Here is a 20,449-nt window from a genome sequence, read left to right on the forward strand (position 1 = left end):
AATCTATCGTTTTCCCCACTTTTTACCTCCCCCTCTCGTAATTTTAGGTTTGAACGTACCCGACTCAACATTTTGCTGGATATATTCGAATTCTTCCTTGTCAATTGGTTTAAATCGGATTTTATCACCTGCTTTAATCAAAAACGGCATATCATTTCTTAAATCAAATAACTTTACAGGGGTCTTTCCGATAATCTGCCATCCGCCAGGACTGTCTAGCGGATATACGCCTGTTTGCGCTCCAGCGATACCAACAGATCCTGCTGCAACGTACTTTCTTGGCTCACGTTTTCTCGGGGTCACTAGACTGGGTAGCATACCGCCTAAATATGGGAAGCCTGGCTGAAAGCCGATCATATATACATGATAGGAAGAATTAGAATGCCATTCAATGACTTTTTCTTCAGAACAACGATGGTACTCAGAAACATACCGTAAATCCGGCCCCGCTTCTTTTCCATAATACACTGGCAAGGTAATAACACAGTGATGTTGATGAGATTTTCCATCGTTTCTTTTCAACCGATTGATCAAATATTCTTTCACAATTTCATAGCGAATCAATAAAGGATTATAATAAATCGTTACACTTGTATATGCAGGAACGAGTTCAACAAACCCTTTGAACGGATGTTGTTGTATGGATGCTGCAAAAGAATGTACACGATCATTTACTTGCATTGAGACTTCTAATCCGAATTCAATACGAATACCATTATCTCCGAGTGGTGAAATTGATAATGCCTCTGTCATAGATTCTCACCCCCGACTTTATTTTCCCCTATTATAACAATGATCAATCAACTGTGCTTTTTTACAACCCACCAAGGGGGATCAGAGTCTTCTTTTGACATCTCTTTTTGGCGGTACTTTTTCTGCTTTTCATACCGCCAAGCTGCACAACTTCTCCTCTTGACGGTACTTTTTCTGCTTTTTATACCGTCAAGGGTCTCGAAATCTTCTCTTGACGGTACTTTTTCTGCTTTTCATACCGTCAAGGAACTCAGAATCTTCTCTTGACGGCACTTTTACCGATTTTCATACCGTCAAGGAACTCGGAATCTCCTCTTGACGGTACTTTTTCTGCTTTTTATACCGTCAAGGGTCTCGAAATCTTCTCTTGACGGTACTTTTTCTGCTTTTCATACCGTCAAGGAACTCAGAATCTTCTCTTGACGGCACTTTTACCGATTTTCATACCGCCAAGGGTCTCGAAACCTTCTCTTGACGGTACTTTTTCTGCTTTTCATACCGTCAAGGAACTCGGAATCTCCTCTTGACGGTACTTTTACCGATTTTCATACCGTCAAGCTGCACAACTTCTCCTCTTGACGGCACTTTTACCGATTTTCATACCGCCAAGGGTCTCGAAACCTTCTCTTGACGGTACTTTTTCTGCTTTTCATACCGTCAAGGAACTCGGAATCTCCTCTTGACTGTACTTTTTCTGCTTTTCATACCGTCAAGGAACTCGGAATCTTCTCTTGACGGTACTTTTTCTGCTTTTCATACCGTCAAGGAGCTCAGAATCTTCTCTTGACGGTACTTTTTTTGCTTTTTATACCGTCAAGGGTCTCGAAATCTTCTCTTGACGGTACTTTTTCTGCTTTTCATACCGTCAAGGAACTCAGAATCTTCTCTTGACGGCACTTTTACCGATTTTCATACCGCCAAGGGTCTCGAAACCTTCTCTTGACGGCACTTTTACCGATTTTCATACCGTCAAGGAACTCGGAATCTCCTCTTGACGGTACTTTTACCGATTTTCATACCGCCAAGGGTCTCAGAATCTCCTCTTGACGGTACTTTTACCGATTTTCATACCGCCAAGGGTCTCAGAATCTCCTCTTGACTGTACTTTTTCTGCTTTTCATACCGTCAAGGAACTCAGAATCTTCTCTTGACGGTACTTTTAATACTTTTCATACCGTCAAGGAACTCAGAATCTTCTTTTGACGGTACTATTACCAGCTTTCCTACCGTCAAGGAGCTCAGAATCTTCTTTTGGCGGTACTATTAACTAGTTTTCTTACAGAGGTTAATCCTCTATCCCATAGTAAGATGATTTCGCAGACTCGATCCGTTTAAAGTTGTTCGAAAGGACCTTTCGTATTGTCTTAACATTTTTAATTAGTTTACACCAGTCATATATTTGGTATGGGGTTATGCTTCTATTTGGAAATAGGGCATTAAATTCTTTGATGCTGCGTATGATACCTGTTTTATAATCTTCCCTACCTCCACAATCATTACAGATGAATGTTCTTTTTGTAAATGAAATATTCAAAGAATAACATAGTGGACATAGTATCCCTTTTTCAAGGTCATCATAGCAATATTCAGGTAAGCGATCGTAGGGTGTTTCCTTTAAATAAATAGATAATAATTGATCTGCTAACTTTTTGTGTGATTCATTTAAATTTGCTGGCCTCTTTTTAATTTTTTGGATAAAACGGTTAAGCTGTGTTGGAAAAATAATAGGAAGATTCTTTGAAGATTGATATAAATGAAATTCGGGGTTGACGAAGATAAGATAAGCTTCTATTGAAAAGTTGAAGCCAAGCTCTTGAAGTAACGCTCGAAATATGGATTCATTTCTTTTCAGTTGAAGTAAGGGATTCTTTATTTCTACATTTGATATTGAATACCAATCATCCTCTTTTATATAAAAGTCACCTTCATAGTTTTTCACTTCGAAAAGGGAAATTGAATTTGAGGATATTAATAAGGAGTCAATCTGAAATAACGTATTATGATGTTCGAGTAATAAATCATTTAGAATAAGTCTATCATTTGCAAGTGGTGATATCCATTCATCAAATTTCCGCTCCCCTCTGTAGCCCTTTTCAAGGTTTAAATAGTTCTTTCTCGCTTGTGGTTCTAAATTCATACGTACATTTAAAGACCTCAAATCCTTTAATTCTTGTGATTCATAACGACTTTTTATAATCAATAATACATCCCCCCTTTTTTACTTTCACTACATCATAGCTCTTCTGAAACGCAATGACAAGCTAAACTACTTCATTCAGAATAGGAAAAAGCCGGACACTTGGAATAAAGAGTTAAAATAACGTTGAAAAACAGGAGAACGTCTAGAGATCTAAATGTTTAGCAAAAATTGTCGGGGACCAGGTCCCTGACAATTTTGTGAACTTTTGAGATTCTTTTTTATTTAGTCTGTTACTTGAGATTCTCTCCACGTTATCCGCTCTCACAAATTTCATTAATCAATGGCCCGGAGTGCTTTCGCTTTAAAAAGGATGGTGAAACATACGAGTGTTAAACATATAGAACTTCCTAACATTATCATTTCTATTGAAATATTCATCGCAATGAAGAGCGAGGTCATTAAATATGAGATAGGTACTAATCCCATCGCTGCAAAAGTAGTCAAACTCATGACTCTCCCTAAATATTCCTTTTTCGTATAGTGCTGAATGACAGCAAATAGTGGAACATTTGCGGCACTTGAAGCCATTCCTATTAAGATCACGAACGTCAGACTCATCCAAAAATTCGAAGATACACTTAACCCTATGAAAAACAGGCCTAGAACAGCAATACCTAATATTGAGATAAATCCTCGCTTTTTTTGAACATTTAGTATCCCAATTAACATTGCACCAAGAACCATCCCTCCTGCAATTCCTCCACTTAAATAACTGTAAGTTAGTTCATTTCCATGAAGGACATTCATCGCAAATATCGGGAGACCGAGCATAATTGGCCCTGTAAAAAACAAGTTTAAGAAGACCGCAGATATCATTAATGTAACTAAAAATGAGTGACCTTTTACATATTGAAACCCCTCTTTCATCGAGTTAAAAACACTTCCTCCCTCGGTTTCTTGTACTTGAACCTCACGTTCTTCGTTTTCTTTTCTTTTTAACAGGACATCAATGAATCCAGCGATAAGTAATGTGAGCGCTGTTATTGCAAATATAAAGACATATCCTCCAAACGCTAGCATAGCTGCTGCTAAAACTGGTCCGGCAATTAATGAAATTTGTCTCGTCATATTGACGATCGAATTAGCTCGTGTCAGTTGTTCTTGTTTAACTGTTTCCGGAAGAACTGCACTACTTGCTGGCCAAAAGAATGCATCCAACACGCCAAATAGAAAAGACAATGCGACAAGTGGCCAAATAGACAAAATATCATATACGAGTAAACCAATGACACCAAATAAGAGTACTCCTTTCGTGACATCTGAAAGAAACATAATCCAAGCTTTACTTATCCTGTCGGCAATAACACCGCCAATTAGCATAAATACCAGTCTCGGAACAGATGAAGCAAAGAAAACGAGACCAAGCATCGCTTCCATATTCAAATAGTCAACAACATACCAATTCGTTGCAAGCATAAAAAAGGAAACACTAAAACTAGAAACAAGTAACGTTAAAAACAACAGAACAAAACGATATTCTTTAAATACTGACCTGACTTTCTGTTCAATTCGAACTTCCTGTTCACTTATTGCTGCTTTTTCAGCCATATCCTCTCACTCCACATATTTTTATAGTATATGACATTCGATATATATCGAATGTTCATCCAAAAGAATAGATGGCATTGCCATCATCCTTTTCACATTTATTCAATTAACATCTTTTCCAGCTGTTTTAATATACTTTGAACTTCACCGCGGTTCACTTCGTAATACACTTTATTCTCCTTACGAACGGCTTTCACTAAGTGCTGTGATACTAACGAACTAAGGTGGTGGGACATCGTAGAATTGGATACTCCCAACTCTTGAGCAAGCTCGTATCCGTATCGCGGCTTCTGTTTCAATGTGTTCAATATTTTATAACGCCTTTCATCAGTCATAACTCGCACAGCATCTAAAACCTCTTTATCCCCTCTACTCATGAAGAACGTTTCGATATGTCGAGTACCTAATATGACTGTTGTCAAAGCCGGCTCATTAAGTTGTGAAAACATCAATCCTGTGTCATGAAAATAGGAGGATAAAATATAAACATCACCATCGAACTCGTTTTCAACTCCATATTGAATGAGCAGGTCATTCAAATATCCACCTTGCCCACTTTTCACTCCACCCTCAAGTTCGTTTAAAAATTCTTTTTGTACATTTAACACCTTTTCTTCGAAGGGTTGAAAGTATTGATAATAAAATCTTTCGATCAATTGGATAAATCGTTTTTTCGTTCGTTCCCCATCAAAAATTAAGTAGCTTAACTTCCATCTTTCACTAAGAGGAAGATTTAATTTATCAAGAAATGGAATCACTTTCTCCGGATCATCATAACTGTCCAATTGTTCTGATGGGCTATAGCCTGCATGGGTGAAATGATAAAACAGTTCGTCAATCGGCATTTGATGCAACATACTAATAAAGGAATGAACATCTTTATAAACACCTTTTTCCACCGCTGGAGATAATAACGTAACACCTAAATAACTTTCACTATCAAAAAAAGTATGTAACTCTTCTTTTATCTCATCCGGCAGCTTCTCATTCATCTCTTTTACCCACACATCAATTTCAGGCAATATATGAGGACGATGCTCTTCATTTTCAACTATTTTATTGTGTGAGACGACTCTCAACATACTCGCTAACAGTTCAGCTACTGTTGATTGTTCAAAATACAAGTTATATTTCATGTAAACACCCCTACCTGTCCATTTCGAATGTCACTTTCGATGATAATAGTATTTTATACAAAAAGCACATTCGATGTCAATCGAATATCTAAAATATTTTCAGTATTTTTACAAATGGTCTTTTCTAACTAGTTTAGGTGGATTCTTCCATATTTATTGAAAAAATGAAGAGGCTGAAAGGAAATTTCTGAATTTTCTTCTAAAAATTCAATTTCTTAATAAAATATTTAGCAAGTCTATTTGTATAGAAAATTTGTTTTACAAAATTTATAATTTTCTGTTGATTTATTGCGCCCAGTATAGTAATTTACATTATAAACCGTTAGACTTTTCAGAATTTTAAAACCGCTGATGCAGCACGTAATTCACTATACAAATAAAAAATCTTGCCATATAGAGTTATTGTTACAGACTATGAAAATACACCTTAGTAAACGTTGATGATTCATCTTTTTAGACATTTTTGCCTATAACCGCTTTGTCTAAGAACATTGATGTATCTACTAATATGAGATCAAAGATAAATACATAAGCTTTCCCCTGACTTTGATCCTTTTCAACATGTACATATTTTATAAAAACACTGGAGTGATTAAGGATATGACGAAGCCAGTTTTAGATGTGCGCAATTTAAAAACACACTTTTTTACTGATCGGGGAGAGGTTCCAGCAGTTGATGATGTGAGTTTCGACATACATAGTGGAGAAGTACTAGGTATTGTTGGTGAATCCGGGTGTGGAAAAAGTGTTACCTCCTTGTCTGTTATGGGACTTGTTCCGAATCCACCAGGGAAAATTGTCGGTGGACAAATTCTCTTTCGGCAAAAAAATTCCACTGAAGATGAACAGGAAGAAGACCTCGTAAAAGTAAGTAAAAAAAGAATGAGGAAAATTCGCGGAAATCAAATCGCAATGATTTTCCAGGAACCAATGACTTCTTTAGACCCGCTCTATACAATCGGCTTCCAAATTATTGAAGCGTTAAAAAACCACTTCAAACTATCAAAAAAGGAAGCTCGCCAAAAAGCGATTGACATGCTCAAACTAGTTGGCATTCCACGTGCAGAGGAAATTGTTGATGAATATCCACACCAATTATCCGGAGGAATGCGCCAGCGAGTGATGATTGCCATTGCTATGTCATGTGACCCTGAAGTCTTAATTGCTGATGAACCTACGACAGCACTTGATGTGACAATCCAAGCACAAATTCTTGCATTAATGAAAAAGTTAAATAAAGAGCAAGGAACAGCTATTATGCTCATTACTCATGATCTTGGGGTTGTAGCTGAAATGTGTGACAGAGTTGTCGTCATGTATGCAGGAAAAGTTGTCGAAGAGGGCGACGTGCGTACAATTTTAAAAAACCCAAAACACCCTTATACAAAAGGTCTTATCCGGTCTTTACCTAAAATTAGTAAACGGGAAAAGCGACTGTATTCTATTCCAGGAAACGTCCCTAAACCAGGGGCGATTAAACAAGGATGCAGATTTGCTGCACGTTGTGAAGATGTTTTTGAACGTTGCCTTAATGAAAATCCAGAACTGCTAGACCTTTCTGAGGGGCATCAATGCCGCTGCTTCCTCTACGAAAAAGAGGAGGTTACTCATGTCTAAGCCATTATTAGAAGTAAAGAAACTAAAAAAATATTTTGATGTTACCGGAGGAGTATTATCACGAAAAATCGGTGAAGTAAAAGCCGTTGATGACGTTTCCTTTGATGTATATGAAAAAGAAGTACTTGGCATAGTCGGTGAATCCGGCTGTGGAAAGTCTACAACTGGAAAGACGCTTTTGCGCCTCATTGAACCTACTGAAGGTGAGGTCGTTTACGACGGAAAAGATATTACGAGTCTCTCAGATGAAGAGATGCGTAAAATGAGACGGGATATGCAAATTATTTTCCAAGATCCTTATGCATCTTTAAACCCTAGGCATAAAATTGAAAAAATCCTTGGTGAACCGTTAATCGTTCACGGGATCGGAAACGCAAAAGAACGTCTAAAGAAGGTACATGAAATATTAGAAGTTGTCGGATTATCGAAGGAACATGCTAAACGTTATCCTCACCAATTCAGCGGCGGCCAGCGGCAACGCATTGGTATTGCACGTGCTTTAATCGTAAATCCAAAGTTAATTATTTGTGATGAACCCGTTTCAGCACTTGATGTTTCCATCCAGTCACAAATATTAAACTTGATGGAAGACTTACAGGAACAATTTGGTTTAACCTATATTTTTATCGCACACGACCTTAGTGTTGTAAAACATATAAGCCACCGTATTGGTGTCATGTATTTGGGAAGAATGGTTGAATTATCGAACAATGAAGACCTTTATGAAAATCCGCTCCACCCATATACAAAGTCATTACTCTCTGCCATTCCAGATCCAGATCCGGATTATAAACGAGAGCAAATGATACTTGAGGGCGATGTACCGAGTCCATCAAACCCTCCTACAGGATGTGCATTCCATACACGCTGTCCGGAGGCAATGGATATTTGCAAAGCCGTACGCCCAGAGTTTCAAGAAATGAGAGATAAACACTTTGTAGCTTGTCATCTTTACGGTGATGAACCAACATCCTGACAGCTACAAGTTTCATTTAAAATGAAAATGAATAAAGGGGGAGAAAAAAATGAGGAAAAGTCTTTTGTTGCTGCTCTTATCACTCGTACTCATCTTCGTATTAGCAGCATGTGGCGGGGATAGTGACGAACCTGCTGATGCAGATGACACGAATGATGAGGTAACAGATGACGATGGAGCTAGTGAAGACGACGAAGCAGATGAAGGTGAAGACGCTGGTGGTGAAGCATCTGGTGACCAAACACTTATCTTTGCCCGTGGCGGGGATTCAGTCAGTCTTGACTATGCAAGTGTAACAGATGGGGAGTCTTCTCGCGTTACAAAACAGATTTTCGAAACGTTGCTAGAATTTGATGAAGATTCATTTGAAATTGGCCCTGGTCTTGCACATGACTGGGAAGTGGATGACGATGGGCTTCGATTCGTTTTTCATCTAAGAGAAGGAGTTACGTTCCATGATGGGACTGACTTTAATGCAGAAGCTGTAAAAACCAATTTTGAGCGCTGGGCAGACCCTGAACATGAGTACCATTTTGCTGATGAAGGTTATACGTACAGTGTGTACGGTACACAGTTTGGAGGATTTGCCGGTGATGATGGCCATGTCATCGAAGAGATTAATGTCCTCGGTGATCATGAAATCGAATTTGTATTAAACGAACCTTTAGGATCATTCTTACAAAATATGGGGATGAGCTACTTCGCTATTACTTCCCCTGCTGCATTTGAAGAATACGGAAGTGATATTAACGAAAACCCTGTCGGTACAGGTCCATTCAAATTCGTCAGCTGGGATCGAGATGACAGTATTGTTCTCGAGAAATACGAAGATTACTGGCAAGAAGGCTTGCCAAAGCTTGACAGTGTTATCTTCCAAGTAATCCCAGATAACTCCGCACGCTTAACAGCATTGCGTTCTGGTCAAATCGACATTATGGATGGGTTAAACCCGGATGATGTTGAGGCGATTAATGCCGAAGATGGGTTACAAGTATTCGAGCGTGCAACCAACAATATTGGTTATCTTGGATTTAACGTTGAAAAAGAACCTTTCGATGACCCATTAGTCCGTCAAGCTATGAATCATGCTATCGACAAAGAGTCACTGATCACATTACTATATGCAGGGTTAGCTGAGCCTGCGAAAAATGCTGTTCCACCAGGGTACCTAGGCTATAACGATGAGGTTGACCCTTATGATTATGACCCTGATAGAGCGACGGAGCTTCTTGAAGAAGCTGGTTATAGTGACGGTTTTGAATTTGATCTTTGGACAATGCCTGTAGCACGCCCTTATATGCCAGACCCAGAACGTGCTGCTGAAGTAATGCAAGCGAACTTTGAAGAAATCGGTCTAACAGCGAATATCGTCACTCATGAATGGGCGACATACCTTGAACTCACTGAACAAGGTGAACAGGATGTCTTTATGCTTGGTTGGTCAGGTGTAAACGGAGATCCCGATTACTTCCTTGCGAACTTGTTACACAGTGATGCAATCCCAGGTGGTAACCGGAAACGGTATTCAAATGATGATGTGGACAGTTTAATTGACGAAGCTAAAAGAAACGTCGATGAAGATGTGAGAGCTGACCTATATATGGAAGCTCAACAGCTGATCCATGAGGATGCTCCTCACATCCCTCTCGTTCACTCTATACCAGCACTTGCTGGAAATGAACGCGTTCATGACTATGTGCCACACCCATCAACGAGTGAAACATTACTCAACGTATATTTAACTGAATAATTAAGTGGAGTATTGGGGCGATATAACCGCCCCTTCTCCTCGTTATTTTGTGAATTTTTTGAACTAAAAAACTAACCGTAATCAAATGTACCCGTATTCAAACAAGAGGTGAAGGATATGATTTCATATACAATACGAAGATTGCTCTTGCTGATACCTGTACTTATTGGAATGTCCTTAATCACCTTTTCAATTGTACACCTCATTCCAGGTAACCCTGCTCAAACAATTTTAGGGGAACAAGCGACTCCCCAAGCAATTGCAGACCTGGAGGAGCGATTAGGATTAAACGAACCATACTTTGTTCAATACGGACAATATATGCTCGGACTTGTTCAAGGGGATTTAGGGACCTCTCTCAGGACAAATAATTCAATCTCTCAAGAAATGTGGCCATATTTAGCCGCAACGATAGAGTTAACAATATTCGCAATGATTTTTGCCGTCATTATTGGGGTGAATGCTGGAATTATTAGTGCCTGGAAGCAAAATTCTTGGTTTGATTATGTGAGTATGCTTATTGCACTCATCGGTGTCTCCATGCCCATTTTTTGGCTCGGACTTATGCAACAATGGTGGTTCGCACAAGAACTTGGCTGGCTACCTGCATTTGGGAGAGAAAATCCTCGCGATCCCGTAATCTCAATTACAAATTTAAATGTACTTGACTCATTATTAAATGGTCGTCTTGATCAAATGTGGACATCTTTTAAACATTTAATTCTACCAGGTATCGCACTAGGAACCATTCCGATGGCAATCATTGCACGTATGACACGTTCAAGTATGCTAGAAGTTTTACGTTCTGATTACATCCGGACAATCGAAGCAAAAGGTTCAAAAACTTTTTCTGTCATTTACCGACATGGTTTTAAAAATGCAGTTATCCCAGTGCTAACCGTCGTTGGACTTCAAACTGGAACCCTACTTGGCGGAGCGATATTAACAGAAACGATTTTTAGCTGGCCAGGAATAGGTCGTTATGTATTTGAAGCTATTGGAAATCGAGACTATCCTGTGATACAGTCTGGAATTTTAGTTATTGCTACGATGTTCGTCTTCATTAATTTAATTGTGGACCTTTTATACAGCTACATTGATCCTCGGATAAAATACTAAGAGGAAAGGAGGAGCAATGATATGGAAACAGTTCCAACAAAAAAACAACCAATGCCAGGTCCAGAGCACCAGAATTCAGAAAGCATTAGTGAAGAAGCTGTTTCACCTTGGAAAGAGGCATATTGGCAGCTAAGAAAAAATAAGTTAGCTATTATCGGCCTTATGATTATTCTATTTTTTATCATTATCGCTTTGGTTGCACCATACTTAACGAGTAATACATACTCAACAATCAATGCTGCAGACAGGCTTCATCCTCCATCCTCCCAATATTGGTTCGGTACGGATGATTTAGGTAGAGATATCTTTACGAGAATTGTTTATGGAGCCCGAATTTCTTTAATGGTTGGATTTTTTGCTGTCACAGGTGCTCTTATTTTCGGAACATTGTTAGGTGTTCTTGCAGGTTATTACAGACGTTGGGTTGATATGCTTATCTCTCGGATATTCGATATTATGCTAGCTTTTCCTAGTATTCTTTTAGCTATTGCTATTGTTGCGATTTTAGGGCCATCTTTACAAAATGCTCTCATCGCGATTGCAATTATTAATATCCCGATATTTGGCCGCCTCGTCCGGTCAAAGGTTATTTCCATCAGACAAGAAGAGTATATTTTGGCAGCTAAAGCCCAAGGAATGAAAAGTGGTCGTATTTTGTTCCATCACGTCCTACCAAACAGTTTAGGACCGATTATCGTTCAAGCTACACTCGGGTTTGGTACTGCAATATTAGAAGCTGCTGCACTTGGCTTTTTAGGATTAGGTGCACAAGCTCCTACCCCTGAGTGGGGACGGATGCTTTCAGATGCACGTCAGTATATCCAAAGTGCACCATGGACCGTCCTATTTCCAGGCCTTTCAATCATGCTCGTCGTGCTCGGCTTTAATATGATTGGTGATGGCTTACGTGATGCATTAGATCCAAAAATGAAAAACTAGGTTCATATGCTGAACCTAGTTTTTCAGGCTGTTGAGTAAGTCTCAACAGCCCCTTTTTTATATTGCCTTTATTTTATTTACAACTTTTTAGGCGGACGCCTTCCACTCTTCACTATTACATTAATATCTCGATTATAATCGTTCAATAATCGTTGCGTTTGCCATACCAAACCCTTCACAAATTGCTTGCAGTCCATATTTTCGACCTGTTCGCTCAAGGGCATGAACCAATGTCGCCATCACTCTCGTTCCACTTGCACCTAATGGGTGGCCTAATGCAATCGCCCCCCCGTGTACATTCAACCTTTCAATATCTGCTTTCATTTCTTTCTGCCAAACGAGCGGAACAGGTGCAAAAGCTTCATTGATTTCATATAAATCCATATCTTCTATCGTAAGTCCTGCTTTTTTTAGTACTTTTTCAGTAGCCGGAATGGGACCTGTCAGCATCAAAGTCGGATCTGATCCAACGACACTCCTTGCAACGACACGGAATTTCGGCTTAAAGCCTAGCTCTTCTGCTTTTTTACGCTCCATTAACAGTAAGGCAGACGCTCCGTCACTAATTTGTGAAGCATTTCCCGCTGTAATGACTCCATCTTCTTTAAAAACCGTTTTTAATTCACTCAGCTTTTCGACTGAAGTGTCTTCACGTGGTCCTTCGTCATCATACATCCATTCCTTACGACCGTCTTCAAGCAACACTTCAACTGGCAATATTTCGTTTTTAAATGCTCCATTTTTCATTGCCTTAACCGCTTTCTGATGACTCTTCCATGAAAACTCATCTAGCTCTTGCCTTGTCATACCCCATTTTTCAGCAATCCGTTCTGCCGATAACCCTTGATTAATCATTTCATATTTTTCAGTAAGAAGTGGACTGTGCTTTGTGCCTTGCATCGCAGAAAACATCGGAACCCGTGTCATGCTTTCAACCCCTGCTGCTACAACGACGTCCATATCACCACTTTCAATGGCCTGTGAAGCAAAATGAACGGCCTGTTGGCTTGATCCACATTGCCGGTCAATTGTAACACCTGGTACGGTTTCCGGGTATCCTGCCATCAATGCGGCAGTGCGAGCAATATCTGCAGCTTGTTCCCCTGCTTGTGTTACACAGCCCGCAATGACATCTTCGATTAACGCTGAATCGACATCCGCCCTTTCAGCCAGCCCCCTTAACGTCGTTGCCAACAATTCGTCTGGACGAATTCCGCTTAATTTCCCTTTCCTTCTGCCAATTGGCGTTCGAACTGCTTCTATGATGACCGTTTCTTTCATGATTTCCCCCTCCTAAAACGAATACGTGTGTGTACTCTAAGTAATTATATTTTCCATCTAAAAAATCCTGCTATTTTTTAGGTAAAAAAACAGTGACTGTTTCATATCCTTTATTTCGTGAATGTAGACAGTGACATGTTATATGATTCATTTCGTAGGTTGACCGTTGAATAAATTATTTCCCATTTCAGGTTGCTTTTATTTGCCCTATCGAGATTGAATTCGAATGTGAGTATCCTTTCTCGCATGTCTCATTGGCCGATATTCCTCTAATTTTGATGTACAGTTAGGGCATCTCAATGCTCTCATCGGGATATCCGAAAAACAGTGAGGACATGTCTTTTGTTTTGTTGCTGCCATTGGAACTCTTCGAAGCTTATTCATTTGAATAATGACGACATATGCTGCAAATGCAATAATAACAAAATGTAAAACAGCCTCAATAAACATCCCATAATTAATCGTTGCCGCACCAGCTTCTTTTGCTTCAGCTAAGCTGCGGTATTGTCGGCCTGACAAGTTGATATATAAATTCGAAAAATTAACCTTTCCTAAAATAAGACCTAATGGCGGCATTAATACGTCCGATACAAATGAAGTAACAATATTCCCAAACGCTGCACCGATAATGACACCGATTCCCATATCGACGACATTTCCCCTTACTGCAAATTCCTTAAATCCTTGAAAAAAAGACATCGTTAACCTCCCGATTCAAGCTTGTCTAATTTACTTGTATGTGGAATGCCTCTATAAATATGACGAAGTTTTAAGTCTTTGAATAGAAAAGATTTCCTTTGAGAATAAATATGAAGTAGAACTGACTTTTTTAAAGTGGAAATTGAAGGAGGAACGATTATGACAGGAACATCTGATCCTTATGGAGGCTTACCTCAATACCCTGAATCCTATTGGTTACATTCAACAAATATCCCTTCCTTTGATAAGTTAGAAGATAACCTTGAAACAGAGGTTTTAATTGCAGGCGGCGGCATTACTGGGATTACAGCTGCTTATTTATTAGCAAAAGAAGGTGTTAAAGTAGCCTTAATTGAAGGAGATACTTTGTTCAACGGGACAACAGGTCATACGACTGCAAAAATTACTTCCCAGCATGACCTCATTTACGATGAACTTATCCACCATTTTGGCGAAGATTTTGCAAAAACATATTATGAAACAACGATGAATGCAAAGTCATTTATTAAAGAGACCATCGATCAGTATAGAATTGACTGCGGGTATGAAGAAAAAGACGCCATATTGTACGCAACGACAAACCGTTATAAAAGAAAGCTTGAAAAAGAATATGAAGCTTACAAAAAGCTCGGGATTCCTTCAGAGGAGATCGCCTCCCTTCCGTTCCCAGTGGAGATTACAAAGGCGATTGCAATGAAGGATCAAGCACAGTTTAACCCGTTGCAATATTTGAAAAAATTAGTAGAAGAGATTGTTGCAAATGGCGGAAAAATCTTTGAAGGAACGACTGCAGTCGAAATCATGGGTGAGTCAGAAACAGGTCAGCACGTAAGCGTTGAAACTCGTGATGGTCACTATATTACGTGTAATTTTGTTTTACAATGCACTCACTTCCCTTTCTATGACAGAGAAGGATGGTACTTCTCACGATTAAAGGCTGACCGTGCTTACGTGTTGGCAGCTAAAGGGAATGTCGATCATTTACCTGGCATGTACTTAAGCGTAGATCAACCGAAACGGTCGATCCGAACAGTTGAAATCGACGGAGAAACGCATTTGCTCTTAAGTGGAGAAAACCATAAAACAGGACAAGGCGCACCGACAATTGAGCATTATGAAGCGCTGCAAACGTTCGGGAAGGACATTTTTAAGGCAAATAATATTGCTTATCGCTGGTCTGCTCAAGATTTGACAACACTCGATAACATCCCGTATATCGGTCCTGTATCAAATAACCATACGAATATTTTTGTTGCAACTGGCTACCGGAAATGGGGGATGACAAACGGTACTGCAGCAGCCCATGTTTTAAAAGAATCAGTTCTGCAAAGAGATACACCAGCCATGGAGATCTATTCACCTGAACGTTTCCATGCAGATCCAAGTATTAAACAGTTTATTAAGGAAAACTGGAATGTCGCGAAAGAGATGACCAAAGGGAAGCTAAAACCGATTAAAATGAAAGTAGACGATGTCCAAAAAGGCGAAGGTGCTGTCGTTGACTTAAATGGAAACCGGGTAGGCTGCTATAGAGATGATGATGGCGAAGTGCACCTCGTAGATACGACATGTAAGCATATGGGCTGTGAAGTCGAATGGAATTCCGGAGACCGCACGTGGGATTGCCCGTGCCACGGATCACGGTATTCCTTTGACGGAGATGTCATCGAAGGTCCTGCAGAAGAACCGTTAAGAAAAGGAGAAGCATAATGAGTACTGAAGCTGTCCATTGAAAGGACAGCTTCTTTTATTTTGGGTACTTTTTGATAGAATCCTACAACGAACTTTTAGCTCGTACGTCTGACAGTAAACGTAAACTCTTCTCTATCCTCCAAAGTGAATGTTTATGATACAATACGAATATATATTAGTTTCTCGAGGAGGAAATCGGAATGAAAGACTTGATCATTGAAACAATTGAGCAGTTAAAAAATGACTTATATGACATTAGCCAATACATAGGTCATAACCCCGAACTTGGAAATGAAGAATATAAAGCATGTGCAAAATTGACTAGCATTCTAGAACAGCATCATTTTACGGTAAACACAAAAATCGTCAATGTGGAGACAGCATTTGAAGCAGTCTATGACAGCGGAAAACCAGGTCCCTGCATTGGTTTTATGTCTGAATATGATGCACTTCCTGAGCTCGGACATGCATGCGGTCATAATTTAATCGGCACAATGGGAGCAGCTGCAGGTATTGCCTTAAGTAAAGTCGTTCATCAAACAGGAGGAAAAGTATATGTTTACGGGACTCCTGCCGAGGAGACACGCGGAGCAAAAGTGACGATGTCTGAACAAGGAATTTTCGATCACTTGGATGTAGCAATGATGGCTCATCCTAGCGAAGGCTATCAGAAAAGCGGCAGTTCATTAGCGATGGATGCACTACAGTTTGCGTTTCACGGAAAAGCTGCCCATGCAGCTGCCTCTCCAGAAGACGGCATCAATGCACTTGATGCCGTCCTGCAAACGTTCCATTCGATCAATGCATTAAGACAGCACGTCACATCTGATATTCGCATTCACGGGATCATTCCTGAAGGCGGTAAAGCCGCGAACATCGTTCCAGATTACGCTGTAGCCCACTTTTATGTCCGAGCAGCTAAGCGAAGTACGTTAAACGAAGTCGTACAAAAAGTGAAAAACTGTGCGGAAGCAGCTGCATTAGCAACAGGAGCTCGACTAGAAATTTCAAACTATGAATATTCCTATGATGATATGGTAACGAATGAAGCGTTATCTTCACGTTTTACGGAAAACTTAACAGAGGTTGGTATTCCTTTAGAAGATATCCTACCTCCTAGCGGCGGCGGTTCACTAGATATGGGAAATGTCAGTCAACGCGTCCCTTCGATTCATCCGTATATTCAAATTAGTGATCACCCAATTGTCGCGCATACTCATGAGTTTCGAGAAGCTGCGCTAAGTAAAAGAGGATTTGACGGTATGGTTGTTGGAGTAAAATCACTCGCATTAACTGGTTACGATGTGCTGACAAATGATTCATTGATGCATAAGATTAAAGAAGAATTCCAAAAAAAATAAACAGTTCGCTTAAAATTGTTCGTTTCATGATAGTTTGTATGTTTATACACTTCTATTAAAGTTCATACGTTTTGATGTTGTCTTTAAAGACTGAAACAAAACAAAGAATGGCCCTCACTTGGTGAGAGCCATTTCTTGTGTTTAAACACCGCACAAATTATTGCAGATCGTCATTTTACGGCTTCACTTGATCGCTTCGGTAGTGTCATTTTTTGAAACGCTAGATCAGGATTGGACTCACCAGCTTCGCGCAAAAATTGGTCATAGTCACCTTGATAAACGATACTGCCTTCATGAAGTAAAATGAGATGTGCATCGTAAAACTGCAATTCATGCAATGTATGTGTCGACATAACAACTGTTTTATCTTTCTTAACTGCGATCGCTTGCAGTCTTTGCATAATTTGAATTCTTGCATCAGGGTCAACACCTGAAGTAGGCTCATCAAACAAATAAAGCTTCCGATCCATACAACTCATTGAAAATGTTAATAACCAACGACGCTCTCCAACAGACATTTGTCCAATCGGTCTAAACCAAAGCTCCTCCATTTTCGTCTGTTCATCATTCGTCATACCTTCTCTTATGACCGGACCGTTTAGTTTTTCTTTCATCTGATGATCACTATGTAACAGCAATCTTACATAATCCTTTCCTTTTAATGCATTGGAAAAATAAAGTCCTTGATTTCCATATACAATTTCCTTACTCGATGGCAGCTTTTGAATCGATCCCTTTTGCGGAACGATTAATCCTGTGATAACGTCAAACAGTGTCGTTTTACCGGCACCATTTTTGCCTAAAATAACATTTAACTTATCTTGTTTCATCGTAATAGTCACTTTGTTTAATATTTTTTTATTTGTTTTTGGATAATGATACGACACATTTTCGATGATCATGAATGCCACCTCACGTTCTTAACACTGTTGAGACGATACGAGTCCGTTGAATAAATAATACTCCGGCAGCGACATACAAAATGCCAATTGCAAACAAAGTATATGCTGGAATCGTTGCTTCATTTTGCGGATATGAAAACAGTTCTAACAAAAATAACCCAGATTGATATGAGTAAAACGCTGGATTCACGATCGTAAAAGGAATTGCATATTGATCAGGGACAAAATTGTTAAACGTTAAAAATATAACGAAAAAGATACTTATACTTATAATTGCACTGATTGATTCCTGTTTAATTTTCAACATTAGCAGCCACATTAATGCGAATGTTGCAGGTATAAGTGTTATCATTACAAACAAGACCGGGATGAAGAGAATTGACACATGGAATTGACCAAATAGTAAACTCGTAACGAACGTTAGAATACTAGCATTTATGACTAGAAAGAGTAAGTTCGCTAACATTTGTCCAAGAATTATCGGCCATTTTGCGCCAGCAATAAACTTGAACATTTTAAAAAATCCTGATTCACGATGTAAGATTAAATTAGCAATCGTTTGCATGGACATAATAAATACTTGAATACTTAAAAAGATCATTAAAACTGACATGAACTCCTCTTGGCTAGGATTGTTATGAAGCCAGCTGGCACTAATAAAAAGCATATATACAAGCGGAAATCCGAGAATAAAAACGATATTCATCTTAGATGTCACAGCGACTTTCAAAAATAAAATAAAAAATTCATGCATTTGCCTTACTGCCATCGTTCATGCCCCTTACTTACTATTTTTACCATCACCTATTATATCGAATTTTCAGAAAATGTACAGTATTAATTAAAATAAACGTTCCATTTGCTGTTTGAGGGTTTTGTATGAGGTTTGATAAAATGAAACGAGACTTTATTTAAAGAAAAGGTGTTTACATTGAAATCATACATCGTTATTGGATCTGGAATTCTTGGTGCTTCTACTGCCTATCACCTTGCAACATCCGGGGCACAAGTTACGTTAATTGATCGAAAGGATCGTGGACAAGCAACTGAAGCTGCAGCTGGAATCGTTTGCCCATGGCTGACGCAGCGGCGCAATAAAGCGTGGTATTTCCTCGCGAAAAACGGAGCTAAATATTATCCTGATTTAATTAGACGATTAGAACAAGACGGGGAAACAGAAACTGGATATTCCCGTGTTGGTGCAATTAGCCTCCACCACGATCATTCAAAGTTGGAAAAAATGGTTGAAAGAGCGAAAAAACGCCGTGAAGATGCACCAGAAATAGGTGACATCACTTTACTAAGCCATACAGAAACACGGAGCATGTTTCCCCCATTATCGGATGAGTACGCTGCTGTGCACGTAAGCGGCGGTGCCCGAGTAAATGGCCAAGCATTACGTGATGCACTGATCCGTGCAGCCGAAAAACATGGTGCTGTTATCCATAACGGCGATGCTAAGCTAATCCGTGAAGAAAACGAAGTGACCGGAGTCGAGGTTAATGGGAATCTGATCGAAGCGGATCAAGTGATCGTAACCGCGGGAGCTTGGGCAAAGGAATTGTTCGAACCATTCGATATCGAACTAATGGTTCGTCCTCAAAAAGCGCAAATTGTTCATTTAGACATGCCAAACGTCGACACAGCTAATTGGCCTGTCGTCATGCCACCGAATAACCAGTACCTCCTTTCATTTGGAGGCGGTAAAGTTGTGATTGGGGCAACACATGAAGACGATGTCGGATACGACATGCGACCAACTGTTGGAGGAATCCACGACATTTTACATAAAGCTTTGACGATCGCACCCGGGCTTTCAAAATGTACGGTTGTTGAAACAAAAGTTGGCTTTCGTCCTTTCACACCTGGCTTCCTCCCTGTCATTGGTTCGTTACCAAGTTTCAACAACATGTTATTTGCGAACGGACTTGGTGCTTCTGGATTAACAGTCGGCCCTTACCTTGGAAGTGAACTCGCAAATCTTGCTCTCGGTGAACCACTTGAAATTGACATGAACGATTATGACGTTCGTGAAGCGATAAAACTCATGTAAAAAAAGAAAAGTATGATATCTCACGATCTCAGCCCTCCCGGGGGACGCTTTCCATGGGGCTTGTCTTCAACTAATTCTGACTCAGCGAAGCATCGTCAGAATGGATTTTCAGACTGCACTGATCCCATTGGAGTCGCCGCCTTTCGTTCTTCAATCAACCTAGAACATCCATCGTTTCCTATTTAGAAATGATGGTTATTTTTTCAACAGTTTTATCTGATTATTCAGGTAAATATAGTATCATATAGATAAAACCACTCGTGAGGTGATCGTGTGTTACGCCCCATTCGTGCAAAACAAGTTGAACTCGAAATGGTCTCTATCGATCAGTTAGTCCCAGGACGACCACTTACTAAGAAAAATTGATGCCACAATTGATTTTTCCTTCATATATGACAAAGTAAAACCTTACTACAGTGAAGA

Annotated in this window: 16 protein-coding genes and 1 pseudogene; 9 read left to right on the forward strand and 8 right to left on the reverse strand. The window is 39.6% G+C overall.

Features of this window, described 5'->3' with window-relative positions:
• Nucleotides 1-3: 3 nt before the first annotated feature.
• The 4 genes from pxpB to CD001_RS01970 form a co-directional block, all read right to left on the reverse strand.
• A complete protein-coding gene (gene pxpB / locus CD001_RS01955; protein ID WP_096185957.1) occupies nucleotides 4-753 on the reverse strand; it encodes a 5-oxoprolinase subunit PxpB in 750 nt (249 codons plus the stop codon).
• A gap of 1,285 nt (nucleotides 754-2,038) precedes the next feature.
• Nucleotides 2,039-2,953: a nuclease-related domain-containing protein gene (locus CD001_RS01960; RefSeq protein WP_096185958.1), complete on the reverse strand. Its 915-nt coding sequence runs from the start codon at nucleotides 2,951-2,953 to the stop codon at nucleotides 2,039-2,041.
• 273 nt (nucleotides 2,954-3,226) lie between these two features.
• Nucleotides 3,227-4,501, reverse strand: coding sequence for an MFS transporter (locus CD001_RS01965; protein WP_096185959.1), 1,275 nt, complete (start codon nucleotides 4,499-4,501; stop codon nucleotides 3,227-3,229).
• Nucleotides 4,502-4,599: 98 nt separating this feature from the next.
• Nucleotides 4,600-5,637: an ArsR/SmtB family transcription factor gene (locus tag CD001_RS01970; protein ID WP_096185960.1), complete on the reverse strand. Its 1,038-nt coding sequence runs from the start codon at nucleotides 5,635-5,637 to the stop codon at nucleotides 4,600-4,602.
• 600 nt (nucleotides 5,638-6,237) lie between these two features.
• Here CD001_RS01970 and CD001_RS01975 point away from each other — a divergent pair.
• The 5 genes from CD001_RS01975 (at nucleotide 6,238) to nikC (ending at nucleotide 12,038) form a co-directional block, all read left to right on the forward strand.
• Complete coding sequence (locus tag CD001_RS01975; RefSeq protein WP_096185961.1) at nucleotides 6,238-7,254, forward strand: ABC transporter ATP-binding protein; 1,017 nt, start codon at nucleotides 6,238-6,240, stop codon at nucleotides 7,252-7,254.
• Entirely contained in the window at nucleotides 7,247-8,230 is a 984-nt protein-coding gene (locus CD001_RS01980; RefSeq protein ID WP_096185962.1) for an ABC transporter ATP-binding protein, read from the forward strand. Before CD001_RS01975 ends, CD001_RS01980 begins: the two co-directional genes overlap by 8 nt.
• 49 nt (nucleotides 8,231-8,279) lie before the next feature.
• On the forward strand, nucleotides 8,280-9,980 hold the full coding sequence (locus CD001_RS01985) for an ABC transporter substrate-binding protein (protein ID WP_096185963.1): 1,701 nt from the start codon (nucleotides 8,280-8,282) through the stop codon (nucleotides 9,978-9,980).
• 117 nt (nucleotides 9,981-10,097) lie between these two features.
• A complete protein-coding gene (locus CD001_RS01990) occupies nucleotides 10,098-11,099 on the forward strand; it encodes an ABC transporter permease (protein ID WP_096185964.1) in 1,002 nt (333 codons plus the stop codon).
• 51 nt (nucleotides 11,100-11,150) lie between these two features.
• Entirely contained in the window at nucleotides 11,151-12,038 is an 888-nt protein-coding gene (gene nikC, locus CD001_RS01995) for a nickel transporter permease (RefSeq protein ID WP_096190461.1), read from the forward strand.
• A gap of 132 nt (nucleotides 12,039-12,170) precedes the next feature.
• Here nikC and CD001_RS02000 read toward each other — a convergent pair whose 3' ends face one another.
• Nucleotides 12,171-13,319 carry a thiolase family protein gene (locus CD001_RS02000; RefSeq protein WP_096185965.1) on the reverse strand — a complete coding sequence of 383 codons (1,149 nt, stop codon included), beginning with the start codon at nucleotides 13,317-13,319 and terminating at the stop codon, nucleotides 12,171-12,173.
• Between the two features lie 207 nt (nucleotides 13,320-13,526).
• Complete coding sequence (mscL, locus tag CD001_RS02005; protein WP_096185966.1) at nucleotides 13,527-14,018, reverse strand: large conductance mechanosensitive channel protein MscL; 492 nt, start codon at nucleotides 14,016-14,018, stop codon at nucleotides 13,527-13,529.
• Nucleotides 14,019-14,177: 159 nt separating this feature from the next.
• On the opposite strand from mscL, the gene CD001_RS02010 reads away from it, so the two are divergent.
• A complete protein-coding gene (locus CD001_RS02010) occupies nucleotides 14,178-15,728 on the forward strand; it encodes an FAD-dependent oxidoreductase (protein ID WP_096185967.1) in 1,551 nt (516 codons plus the stop codon).
• A gap of 182 nt (nucleotides 15,729-15,910) precedes the next feature.
• Nucleotides 15,911-17,071, forward strand: a complete 1,161-nt coding sequence (locus tag CD001_RS02015) for a M20 family metallopeptidase (RefSeq protein ID WP_096185968.1) — start codon at nucleotides 15,911-15,913, stop codon at nucleotides 17,069-17,071.
• Nucleotides 17,072-17,241: 170 nt separating this feature from the next.
• Here CD001_RS02015 and CD001_RS02020 read toward each other — a convergent pair whose 3' ends face one another.
• The gene (locus CD001_RS02020; RefSeq protein ID WP_096185969.1) at nucleotides 17,242-17,973 is read right to left on the reverse strand and encodes an ATP-binding cassette domain-containing protein; all 732 of its coding nucleotides are present in this window, start codon (nucleotides 17,971-17,973) and stop codon (nucleotides 17,242-17,244) included.
• 10 nt (nucleotides 17,974-17,983) lie between these two features.
• On the reverse strand, nucleotides 17,984-18,742 hold the full coding sequence (locus CD001_RS02025) for a hypothetical protein (RefSeq protein ID WP_096185970.1): 759 nt from the start codon (nucleotides 18,740-18,742) through the stop codon (nucleotides 17,984-17,986).
• Nucleotides 18,743-18,904: 162 nt separating this feature from the next.
• On the opposite strand from CD001_RS02025, the gene CD001_RS02030 reads away from it, so the two are divergent.
• Both CD001_RS02030 and CD001_RS25875 read left to right on the forward strand, forming a co-directional pair.
• Nucleotides 18,905-20,026, forward strand: coding sequence for an NAD(P)/FAD-dependent oxidoreductase (locus CD001_RS02030; protein WP_096185971.1), 1,122 nt, complete (start codon nucleotides 18,905-18,907; stop codon nucleotides 20,024-20,026).
• Nucleotides 20,027-20,299: 273 nt separating this feature from the next.
• Nucleotides 20,300-20,449, forward strand: a pseudogene (locus tag CD001_RS25875) (IS5/IS1182 family transposase); the annotation flags it as partial.

This window comes from Evansella halocellulosilytica, assembly GCF_002335745.1.
Lineage (GTDB): Bacteria > Bacillota > Bacilli > Bacillales > Salisediminibacteriaceae > Bacillus_CA > Bacillus_CA halocellulosilytica.